Genomic DNA, 13,305 nt, shown 5'->3' on the forward strand with positions numbered 1-13,305 from the left:
GTCCACTCATAGTTACCTGCATCGTTCGTTACCTTGCTGCCGCTTACGCCAGCAATTGCACCATCGCCAGTAACTGTTACCTTAACATCGCCGGCATTATAGCTGTCGCCGTTTACCAGACCAGTGATGTTGCCTGCGCTGTAACCGCCGCTAGTAATCGTTGCATTACCATAGGTACGTACTACGTCGTTCAGGCCAACATTCAGCGTTGCCTTTTCAACCGTAGACTTGCCATTTGCAGTTACTACCAAATTATAGTTTTTGCCCAAGCCTGCATTTGTAGTGCTTGCGCTGCCTGTCCACTCATAGTTACCTGCATCGTTCATTACCTTGCTGCCGCTTACGCCAGCAATTGCGCCATCGCCAGTAACTGTTACCTTAACATCGCCGGCATTATAGCTGTCGCCGTTTACCAGACCGGTGATGTTGCCTGCGCTGTAACCGCCGCTAGTAATCGTTGCATTGCCATAGGTACGTACTACGTCACTCAGACCAACATTCAGCGTTGCCTTTTCAACCGTAGACTTACCATTGGCAGTTACTACCAAATTATAGTTCTTGTCCAAGCCTGCATTTGTAGTGCTTGCGCTGCCTGTCCACTCATACTTACCTGCATCGTTCGTTACCCTGTTGTCGCTTACGCCAGCAATTGCGCCATCGCCAGTAACTGTTACCTTAACATCGCCGGCATTATAGCTGTCGCCGTTTACCAGACCAGTGATATTACTTGCACTGTAGCTACCGCTGGTAATCGCTGCATTACCGTAAGTGCGGTATACGTCACTCAGGCCAACATTCAGCGTTGCCTTTTCAACCGTAGACTTGCCATTGGCAGTTACTACCAAATTATAGTTCTTGTCCAAGCCTGCATTTGTAGTGCTTGCGCTGCCTGTCCACTCATAGTTACCTGCATCGTTCGTTACCTTGCTGCCGCTTACGCCAGCAATTGCACCATCGCCAGTAACTGTTACCTTAACATCGCCGACATTATAGCTGTCGCCGTTTACCAGACCAGTGATGTTGCCTGCGCTGTAACCGCCGCTAGTAATCGTTGCATTACCATAGGTACGTACTACGTCGTTCAAGCCTACATTAAGTGTAGCCTTCTTGACCGTGATAACGCCTGTAGCGTTATTTACCAGCTCATAGTTACCAAGCTCATTGCCTACCAGCTCTGCTCCTGTTACAGCCACGTCCGCCTTATAGGTTCCGGCATCCGCAGTGTCGCGGTCGCCCTTGTTGGCTGCATACTCTCCGTCAGCTTTGTAGCTTACGCTTGCACCGTCCTTCAGGCTTACTTTATCGCCGTAGACGATGCTGTTATCCTGCAGGCTTACATTGCCGTCTACTCGCAGGCCATCCTTGCTGCCGTAGGTCGTGCTGGCGTTGATGTTGTTCAGGTAAATCTTCTTCGCATTTACCTTCGAATTGCCTGCGGTTACTTGGATATCGTAGTTCTTGGCGAAGTTTGTTACACCATCAGCAACAATGCCGTTTTCTCCTACGTTCCACTTGTAATCGCCTTTGTTGTTGGTCTTGCTATTGTTGTCTACAAGACCACCATCAGTGATTGCATCTTTGTTAAGGCTTACAGTACCTTTATCACCGTTGACAAGTGCATCATGATCCTTGATGCCATAGCCCGTGCCATCGGTGAAGCTGGTATCGCCATAGGTACGTACTACGTCGTTCAGGCCTACATTAAGTGTAGCCTTCTTGACCGTGATAACGCCTGTAGCGTTATTTACCAGCTCGTAGTTGCCAAGCTCATTGCCTACCAGCTCTGCTCCTGTTACAGCCACGTCCGCCTTATAGGTTCCGGCATCCGCAGTGTCGCGGTCGCCCTTGTTAGCCGCATACTCTCCATCAGCTTTGTAGCTTACGCTTGCGCCGTCCTTCAGGCTTACCTGATCGCCGTAGACGATGCTGTTATCCTGCAGGCTCACATTGCCATCTGCTCTCAGACCTTCCTGGCTGCCGTAGGTCGTGCTGGCGTTGATGTTGTTCAGGTAAATCTTCTTCGCATTTACCTTCGAATTGCCTGCGGTTACTTGGATATCGTAGTTCTTGGCGAAGTTTGTTACACCATCAGCAACAATGCCGTTTTCTCCTACGTTCCACTTGTAATCGCCTTTGTTGTTGGTCTTGCTATTGTTGTCTACAAGACCGCCATCGGTAATTGCACCTTCTTTGATGCTTACAGTTCCTTCATCACCGTTGACAAGTGCGTCATGATTCTTGATGCCATAGCTTGTGCCATCGGTGAAGCTGGTATCGCCATATGTACGTACTACGTCGTTCAGGCTTATGCTCAGCTGTGCTTTGCCTACATACGAATTAGCATTGCCATTCACTACCAAATCGTAGTTCTTATTCAAGCCTGCATTTGCAACTTCTACAGTACCACTCCAGGTATAGTCGCCATGGTCATTCGTTACCCTGTCGCCTGTTACGCCAGCAATTGCGCCATCACTATTAACTGTTACCTTAAAATCACTGGCATCATAGTTATCGCCGTTTACCAGACCGGTGATGTTGCCTGCGCTGTAACTGCCACTGGTAATCTTTGCATTGCCATAGGTGCGGTATACGTCACTCAGGCCAACATTCAGCTTTGCCTTGCCTACAACAGACTTGCCATTGCCTTTCACTACCAAATTATAGTTCTTACCCAATCCTTCATTTGTAGTGCTTGCGCTGCCTGTCCACTCATACTTACCTGCATCGTTCGTTACCCTGTTGCCGCTTACGCCAGCAATTGCGCCGTCGCCAGTAACTGTTACCTTAACATCGCCGGCATTATAGCTATCGCCATTTACCAGACCAGTGATATTACTTGCGCTGTAACCGCCACTGGTAATTGTCGCATTACCGTAGGTGCGTACTACATCGTTCAAGCTTACCTGCAAGGTTGCCTGTTTAACCACAGAAGCACCATCATCAACAACCAGCTTGTAGTTTTGCTTAAGCTTATCATTCGCTGCAACTACATTAGCATTCCACTTATAAGTATCACCAGCATCATTGGTTACCTTGCCAGTGCTTTTGCCAGTCAACGCGCCATCGCCGGTAACAGTGCCAATATTTACATGACCGGCACCATAATTATCGCCGTTGACATTACCAGTCAATCCGTTAACGCCGTATGCTGTACCATTAATCAGCGCTGTATTACCATAGGTGCGCTCAACATCGTTCAGCTTAACATGCATTGTTGCCTGGTCAACGGTAATGCTGCCTGTAGCGTCATTAACAAGCTCATAGTTGCCCAACTTATTTGCATCGCCGGTAAGCTTTGCATTATCAATTTTCAGGCTGTCAGCATATGTATCAGCGTCCGCAGTATTGCGCCCGCCCTTATTAGTCGCATAGCTGCTGCCATCCTTCACATTAACGACGGCACCGTCAGCCAGCTTGACATCATCACCATAAACAATAGCATTTGCCAAATCCTTAATGCTTACCACGCCATTGATATGGTTATTAATAGCATCCTTACTGCCGTAGGTCAGCTTAGCATTAATATTATTCAGGTAAACCTTGCGCGCCAAAACATTAGATTTGCCATGAACTGTCGTTGTTGTGCTGCTTACACCATCATTTTGGAATTCATAATTGCCTGTAAGGCTGCCATCAAGCTTAACGCCTGCCTGCCACTCATAGGTTCCCTTATTCTTAGTACGCTTTTCATCCCCAACAGTAATAATACCTGTATCATTGCTGTTTTGGATTGTATCCTGCGAATCAATGATAGTTACCTTGCCATCCAGCTCTGCCTTCATAGCGTCGTTGAAGCCGTCAAATCCATTAATGCTCAATGCATAGTCATGGTTTTTCAGCAAATCGCCATACGTTCTGTTAACAGTATTACCGGTAACATTCAGCACCTTTTTGGTAACAGTAATATCACCCACGGTAAAGTCATAGCCCAAATTGTTGGGACCTACGTCGCCGCCGCTGGCAATCTGCCCGGACCACAGCCAGCTGCTGTAATCGCCAACGTTCTTCAGATTTTCACCCTGCAGCAGGCTGTTATTGTTCTTATAAGCCGCAAAGGCATCGTTGTCCGGATCATTTGTAGTAAGCTTGCCGCTATTAATCCAGCCAGGGATATCAAGATGATTTGTCGCATCGTAAACCCAACCGTTCTGCAGTTCGCCAGCTACCGTAACCTTGGTCAGGAAAACCTTCAGCAGTGGGTTAGTGCGTTTATCGTAAAGCTTCCAGGTTGTTTCCTTATTATCAAAAGCATAGCTGTACAGCTTCTTGGCATCCTTGCCGTTTTCCAGTTTGCCATCATTAATGATATGACTGTTGCTGACAGTTCCGCCATTTACGTTGGTGTTGCCATTTGCTGCATAGCCATAAATATTGCTTACCTGGCCTGCATTGCTGCCCACAATGTTGGCCACATTGCTATTGCCTGCTACCGCAGTAGTGCTATAAGCGTTACTCAATACGCCATCAGCCGTGTTGCTGCCTACAATGCCGCCAACATTGCCAGCGCCGCTGATTGCACCGCCATCGGTATAAGTATAATTATAAAGCTTTCTGCCATTAGCATCAGTTGCGCCTGTTTCGGTCTTGGTTACTGTTACTACGCTGTTGAACACCTGGTCCAGCTTGCCGCTGTTAGTACCGGCGATGCCACCGACGTTACTGCTTTGTCCTGCATCGACCACGCCAGTGTTGTAGCCCGCCGTCAGCGTGCCGCTGTTATTGCCAAGCAGACCGCCGATGTTTTCGCCATCAACTGCTGTAATTGTACCGGTCTTCGCATTGTAGGAGCCTGCCTGGATAGTACCATTGTTATAAATCTGGTATTTGTAATAATTGTTGTTGGCATCGCGGCCACCGGTGATAATACCATGGTTGATGCCAATGATGCCACCGACATTTGCTACACCGCTGACATTACCATTTACTCTGTTCATCAGAGAGGAACTGCTGATAGTCGCGCCAGTGCCATCTGCCTTGTAGCCATTTACGCCGATAATACCGCCAGTGCCGTTTTCCTCCGTGCTGCCAGCATCAGAAGCATTACCATGCACCTCGCCCTCATTTTTCATGATGACGTGGGTAATATCCGCACTGTTTTCACCGATGATGCCGCCAGCACCACCAGCTAAAGCAATAACGGTGCCGGAGTTGACAATACCTACGCTTTGTTCGGCAGTACCGGTAATGGCCACTTCATTTTTGCCGATAACGCCACCGACATAGTTCTTGCCGATAACAAAGCCTTCATTGCTGTTGCCCATGCCCAGGAGCTGGCCTACCTTGCCGTCTTCACTTGTGTTTCTGCCGACAATGCCGCCTACATAGGAAGCCTGCGCCGCATCCACTCTGGCTCTGTTGGTCGCATTAGTGATAATGCCCACGTTTTCACCGGTAACGCCACCGAAGAACTGGGCGTTAGGTGTAATTACCGTAGTGCCTTTTAAAGCAGTTCTGGTCGCTTCATCAATCACATACAGGTTGATATTGGAGTTGACATTATCAATTTTACCGCTGTTTTTACCGGCAATGCCGCCAACGTTTTCCCAACCGTAGATTTCGCCGCTGTTCACCAGGTTCATCTGGTCATCTGCCGAAATTTCGCCCTCGTTGACACCGGCAATACCGCCGACATTAGTAATACCGGTAATAGTAGCCTGCGGGGAATTTTCCAGGTTATTGAGGTAGGAGTCCGCTGTATTGTAGCCTACCATGCCGCCGACATTGGTGCAGCCGGTAATTGCGCCGGTATTGCGTCCCTGGTTTGCAGTAGCATGTTCCTGCATACCTACCAGACCGCCGACATTTTGGCTGCCTGCATCGCCAATAATTTCTACAGCGTTGGCAACATCGTTCAGCTCCGCCATCTTGGAATTTGACGTCTGCGTTACATTTTTGCCCGCAACACCGCCGATATTTTCTGAACCATGGATAATACTTTCATTATAAGCATTACTGATTCTGCCTTCATTTGTACCAACAATACCACCGGATGTTTGGGTGTTGCCGGTTTTACCGGTAACACCATGAGCAGAAACATTGTTAATATTGTATTTATTCAACAACATCTCATTCTTGCCGACGATACCGCCCAGATTAGATGCATATTGATTTTCAACTAGGACTCCAGTAGTCACAGCACTGTTGCTTTGGACGTTGTCGATCGTGCCCCCTATACCTGCATTTGTACCATTAACGCCCGCAATACCGCCTGCTACAGTACCTGCACCGGCGATAACGGTGCTATGGTCATTGCTGTTGCTGATGCCGCCGTAGTTTTTGCCTACAAGGCCGCCGATATAACCGCCGCTGCCTTTCACAGTATTGCCATAGCCGGAGATGCCGCTGATGGTGCCGCCGTAGTTTTCTGCTGCTACAGCGCCAACATTGTCACCAGTATTTTTACCGGTGAATACGGAAGAAGCAATGTTTATGTTTTTAACTACCGCGCCACTGCCCAGCTTGCCAAAAATACCGTCTTTAGCCTGCAAGCCGACAATTGTGTGACCATCACCATCAAATGTGCCTGTAAAAGCTGTAGTGCCACCGCCGATAGCATTATAGGTGCTATTGCCTTCTGCATCCACCAGGCCGCTGGCATCGATATCATTTTTCAGGACAAAATTATAGCTTAAAGCATCTCTATCAGTCAGGCTTTCAGCCACACGCTGCAGGGAATTCAGCTCCTCGGCATTGCTTATCCAGGCATAAATAACATTGCGGATATTGTCTCCGTTATAAGTATTACCGGCTGATTCCACATACAGGCTTTTCAGCTTATCTATCAACGTGGTAGTAGTACCATCTTCGTTTTGCAGGTCATACTTTGCATAGTTCAGATTTCCCTTGATTTTATCAACAGTACAATCATCATCCCAAATATCGAAGGTGATTTTCATTGGTCGCTTGCCAGCAGTGTTGCCATAAATACCGGTTGCTTCTGTCGCATGCGCATCAATAAAAGCATGTATCGCCTTTATCTTTTCATTTCCCTTCAGCTCGCTGCCAATATTGGAAAGGTCCAAAGTAATATTGCTGCCGGAGCCATTACCTCTCAGGTTAATGCTGCCTGCGACATTAAGGTCGCTATCTACCAAAATATCGCCACTGCTGCTGACAGTCAGGTTGCCCTTGGTCTCAATCTTGCCCTTTTTATAATTGCCATAAAGCAGGTTGGCGCTACCGTTCATGTGCGTGCCATCAGCCAGGGTGTTTTCCATGGTGCTGATGGTGATGTTACCGGTTTTGGCAGTTGCAGTCTGCAGGCGATAAGCATGATTGATGCCCTGAGAGGTCATTGCCTTAGTTTTGTCTGACACATTAGCCTTATCCAGTGCCAGGGAATCACCATAGCCATAGTTAATACCGGGAACAATAACCTCGGTTCTTTCTCCCTCTTGGCCCATGGTAATCAGCTTACCATAGACAGTTAAATCACCGGCGTTGATGTTAATGCCATGCTGAAGCGATTTTTCCGGATTAAAATGGGAAAGCGCATTATGGTTACCGGTAGCAATAACGCTGCCGCTCAGCTCCAAGGAGCTGTTGGTATTTAACACAACATCACTGCCATAAAGCTTGCTGTCCATACCAAAGCGCAGGCCATCCTGCAGGTTATCCTTGGCGTTGAGCTCCAGTAAGCCATCGCTGTAAATTGTGCCGCCAAAAATATGCGTGCTGTTGGTAATTTCTACATTGTTCAGCGTCAGGCCAGGTGTATAACGAAGGCTATTATCAGCATTAGGCAAGCCAAAAACTGCCAGAGAGCCATTGTTCTTCAGGTCCATATCGCTCCAGTTGAAGCTTAAATCCTTTTTGGTGTTGATAATCGTCAGCAGCGGATCATAGGCCGTGCCATACTGCACATTGGCACCGTCATTATCCTTCGTAAACGCCTGCCAGTTGCTGTCATCGCTAAAATATTTATGCGAGCCTGACAGGAAGGCGTTCAGCATCGGCAGGCTGGCACCATTGCTCATACGCCAGTTATCATCCGTTGCTCCTTCTATTTTGCCATCCGTCTGTGTGGAAAAGCCAAAGTCCCCCCACTTGCTCATATCCGTCAACTCATTATAGTTAATGACCTTGGCGTTTTTTTGCAGGTACCCAGAATTAGGTGCTGATGCTAAATCAAAATAACCATTATTCTCCTGCGGACGGATGTAATAAACATTTTCAAAAGCAACAAAGGAACTATTTGTGCCACGATCAAACGCACCTACTATATCCCCTACAAATCCACCTGCGGAATACAATTTGTCAACATAAATATTGCCCATGGTGTAGACGTTACTTATCTTCAGCTTGTTGTTAGTGCCACTCCAATTAAAAGTACCACCCAAAATACCGCCAACTTCGTTGTACTTGTTACCACCCATAAAGGAACGTAAAGAGCCAAGGTTATAAGCATTGCTAATACTTAAAGCAGCATTAGTGCCACTGCTCTGATTGCCGCCGCTCAGGTCTACAGAACCGACGATACCGCCTACCTGACTAGGCGCATCATTCTTGTTATATACCGTAATATTACCGGTGTTGAAGACGTTTTTCAGATAACCACTGTACCAATAGCCGGCAATACCGCCGACAACGTTGAAGCCATTGTAAATATCGCCGTTGTTATAGCTTTTTTCGACAATGCCGCTCAAACGGCCGACAATGCCGCCCACATGGCGTCCATACGTGTTATAGCTACTGTCACCAATCGTCCCCTTGTTATAGGTATCGTAAATGATAACACGACCGCTGGCCTGTTCGGTACTGTCACCCAGGATACCACCCATATTAATCGGTGTCGTGCCACTTGCATTGATACGTGTTGTCTTAATATCGCCTACATTGTAGGAGGCAGCAATACTGCCATTGTAGGCAAAGCCGCCGATGCCGCCGATATTGGTATAACCCTTGACATTACCGGTATTATAGCTGCTGGAAACTACTGCATTGGCATAGCCACTATTACCGGCAGCACTGGTATCACTCTTGATGATATCAAGTCGTTCTTTATCAGTCAGAACGTTACCATTACTGTCCGTTGCCTTCGGCATATCAATTTTACCGACAATACCGCCGACATTTGCAGCCTGTGCCGTCCGCTTCGACGTATCCGCCTCGGTATGCACATCGCCGCGGTTGCCGGCGGCTTCAATACGCACCGGTGCACCGAACAGGTAGCCTGCTATACCGCCAATGTTACCGGTGATATATTTTTCATTATTAGTGGTATTGTAATCATTACGGGTGATTTCATAAGTAAAGCTACCATTCTCTTTGATGCCACCGGTAGCCATAATGTCACCGCCGTTGTTAATAGCATTTAGGATGCGGTAATCTTTTTTCAGTTGATTATTTACATCAGTGGAACCAAAATAACCGGCAATACCGCCGACGTTCATAGCACCGCGGATATTGCTTTCTACGTTATCGGCATTGGTGATATTGCTGTCCTCAGCACGGCCGACAATACCGCCTACGTTGCCTGCTGCATAATGGTCGAAACCACTAGGATTATCTTGGTTAGTTGATTTCTTTACCAATGCAGAGCTTACATCCGCTTTGTTGGTTACATCCTTCAGCTCGCTGCCAGCACTGCTGCTGCCCACAATGCCGCCGACGTTGGCTGCAAGCACCTTGGCCTCATGCATATAAGTACCATAATTTTTCCAACTTTGGTAATCTGTATGAAAAATATAACTGTCAGTAGTATAACCGTTGGCTTTGACAACGCCTTCGTTAGAAGCATTAGCAACGGTAGTATTGGAAATACTGCCGACGATGCCGCCAACATTATAGCCACCCTCAACAGTATTATAGTTAATCAGCGTATTCTTCGTGCCGCCAACTATCGCATTTTCTGCTTTACCAATCAGGCCGCCGATATTAGATGAATAGTTGAGGTCTTTATCTATACCGGTAATTTTACCAAGGTTATAGGAGCCCTTGTATTGGGCACGGTCTTCCTCATCATTGGACAGCTTGCCGCCCTCCATATAGCCAACCAGGCCGCCAACGTTGGTAACACCGCTGACATTACCGGTATTAGTCAGGTTTGACAGCTCGCTGCTGCGGCTGTCCGGCTGAACAGAGCCCTTAGCATCAGCAAAGCTATAGGTAAGCGCTGTATCATCCTTGGCATAACCGATGATACCGCCGACATTGTTCTTACCGCTGACCTTCAGCGTACTGTTAACGCCCTTGACTATGGTATTCACCGCATGACCGATAAAGGCACCGGTATCAGTATCGCCGCCCTGCACGGATATGCCATCGTTGCCAGCAATCAGCGTTACATTGCCCATAATTGCGCCGTCAGTAAAACCAAAGAGGCCTGTGGCATCGCCCTTTTTGTTATCACTGTTATTAATGCTCAGGCCAAAGATAGAATTATCAAGGCCATCAAACTTGCCCTTGAAGGCATTTTCCTTCGTAGTGCCGATAGGAGTCTGGTCACTGCCCGTCAGGTCAATGGAATAGCGCAGGGCATAATGGTCCCCCATGCCCCAACCTTCCGTTTGGCCGATTTTTTCCAATTCCTTGCCGTCCTTAATCCAACGGTAGGTAAAGAATTCGGCAATTGTCTGATTCGGTGCATCCGGATTGCCAACATTAGTCGTTCCATGCCAACTGGTGCTTGTCGCTGTATCCATCGGGCCGCCATTATCGCTGACATCAGCAAACACCATATATTTGCCCCATTCAGCGGCCTTTTCCGGCGTGCTGCTGCCCAGCACCACATCATACTTGCGGTTATCAGCAACACTCTTGCCATCATAAGGCTTGCTGACTAAAGTAATGGCATCCTTCTTATTGGTATCAAGTCCGCTGAGGCGGTCCATATCAATAACTACACGCTCGCCCTCAAAGACCAGCTTGCTGGCGTTGATATAACCCAGGCTCATCAGCTCAGCGTTGGTCATCGCCTTGTTCTGCTTCAGCGCGTTGGCGATATCAGTATCTTCTTTCCAGGTGTTGATATTATCTATTTTTTTGTTGGCAATATGCAGGCTGCCGACATTAATTCCCGCACTGTTGCCAATCTGCACGCCGTTGGGGTTTACAAGATAGATATTGCCGCCCTGCTTGTCACCGACATAGGAATTCAGCTTGCCGTAAATCTGCGAGCTTTCGCTGCCAGTAACATAGTTCAGCATATTAAAGTTATTGTGGTCACCACGGATAGTTACGCTGGCATTTGCACCAATAGAAAAGCTGTCCCAGGTGACAATGGCATTTTGCGTCGTCTGGTGCAAATTCATCTGGTTGCCCTGCGTCCAGCTGCCGTTAAAACCACCTTCAATCTTACCGGCAATTACGTTACCTTGTTGCCCATTACCGGGAAGCATATTGTTGGCAACAACGCTGTTGCCTGCTGCACCGGCAACCCATGGCACTGAAAGCACAGAAAGCATTACAAGGCTGGCCAGACGCGTATTTAAACGTTTATTTAAACTATCCTTTTGTTTCATTTTTTTCTCCCTTCATTTAAGCTGCATATTCAATTATCAATTTATTTTATAAGCCTGCTTTTCTGTGCCTTCTACTTTAAGACGCAGAAAAGCACCAGGCAAGATTACTTAAAACATTTTGTAAAGCTGGAACCACATATGGCCGCTATGGTCACGCGGTTCAACCCTATCACTTTGCGCATTGATTTTGCGGGCATAATCCAATTGAGCATGCCAGGAATTATCCAAATTATAGCGCAGGCCCACACCCCAGCCGGAAAGATGCTCGATAAGAGCAGCATTATGCGATTTTACTGCGCCTGTGTCGATAAAGGCTGCAGCCTCCAATCCCTTGATGCCCGTCTGACGGCGAACCTCGGCAGTAGCAGTAAAGCCAATATCGCCGCTGCCTTCACTGGCACCATAAGCACGCACGCCGTTCATACCGCCCAGGTAGAACATTTCGCTGCCGTCCAGGTTGCGGTTGGCAATTTGGCCGCTGAGCTGTACGCGGTAGTTTGTTTTACCATCATAAATAACGTGTAGCAGGTCACTTGTCAGCTTATGGTAGTCGCCATCTATAGATTTACCACCACCGCTCAAATTGCCGTACCAGTAAATCAGGCTGTACTGGCTGAAGCGGTTCGGCAGATACTGGCTGCCGCTGATGCCTGCATGGTAAACATTGGCCATTTTTTCCCAGCTCAGCTCCCCGGACAATCCTGCAGCCTTCAACTGCAGTCTGTCCTTAATTTTGCGGTGGTCATAGCCATAAATCGCCGTCACGCGGTTCATGCGGTCGCGGTATACAGGCGTCAGGCCATAGAAGCTGAAGCCACGCGACTGACCAAGAGAATTATAAAAGCTATTGGTATTAAGGTCATAGCTGCTCTGGCTCCAGCCGATTCCCCAGCGTGTACCGTCGCGTCCGACAGGCGCTTCATAACGCGCACCATAGTTTTTGGTATCATGGTTAGTAAGCATGCCGTTCAAAATGATTTTATCACCCTGATGACCGGGGTTATTGATTTCGGTATTAAAACCATAACGATAACGGCCGCTATAGTAACCACCGGCATTATCAGTAAATACGTAATTGTTCCAGACGGGGCGACGCAGTACCTGCACCTGCACCTTCGTGGTGCCAGGCTTGCTTCCCGGAGCTAAAATCGCTCTGGCAACAACACCCGGCAAATCGTTGATATTGTTCATCGTCATTTCCAGCGGCTTATCCATGATATAAGCACCGCTTTGCAGGTTCTTATGGATATAGCCTGCCAGCACTCTGTCAGCTACGTCCGATTCGTTGCTGATAATTTCAATATCATCGTATTTGGCAACATAAACTGCAATTTCCAGCTCGCCCTGCTTGACCTCCTGCGGCGGCACAATAGCCTGCGCTACAGTATAGCCGCAGGTGCGCGCATATTCATTAATTCTGCTGATGAGCTGCTGCAGCTCTGCCATCTGCAGGCTGCGCCCTTCATACTCTTTGCAGATAGCTGCCAGCTTACCGCTCTTATCAGGCAGCGTGAAGCCTGTCAGTTTAACCTTGGCAACAAAAAACGCCGGATTAGCCTCCGTGCCTGTATTGCCAGGCTTATAAAGCTCGCCTGCACCTTGCATGCCTTCCACCTGTTGCTCCTGTTGACCTGTTCTGTTGTAAGGATGTGTCGTTACGGCCTCCTTATCAAAGGTAGGTATGGGGTTTGCAGCGAATGCTGTTGTGCTCATCAGTGAGCACATAACAGCTGCTGCCATCAGCTTTTTGTTCATCGCATTCAGCTCCATTCTCTTAATTTTCTCCAAAAACTATATCACTTAAATTAATAATTTATAAATACCAAATTATTTACATATATCA

The 13,305-nt window shown here is 47.7% G+C and carries 2 protein-coding genes; both read right to left on the reverse strand.

From position 1 onward, the window contains the following. A partial coding sequence (locus tag KAH19_RS00005; RefSeq protein ID WP_210684608.1) for a filamentous hemagglutinin N-terminal domain-containing protein occupies positions 1-11,462 on the reverse strand: 11,462 nt, incomplete at its 3' end. 108 nt (positions 11,463-11,570) lie between these two features. After that, positions 11,571-13,250 (reverse strand): ShlB/FhaC/HecB family hemolysin secretion/activation protein, encoded by a 1,680-nt coding sequence (locus KAH19_RS00010; protein WP_210684609.1) that lies wholly within the window; start codon positions 13,248-13,250, stop codon positions 11,571-11,573. Positions 13,251-13,305 lie beyond the last annotated feature (55 nt).

The sequence above is a fragment of the Phascolarctobacterium sp. Marseille-Q4147 genome (assembly GCF_017968825.1).
Classification (GTDB): domain Bacteria; phylum Bacillota; class Negativicutes; order Acidaminococcales; family Acidaminococcaceae; genus Phascolarctobacterium_A.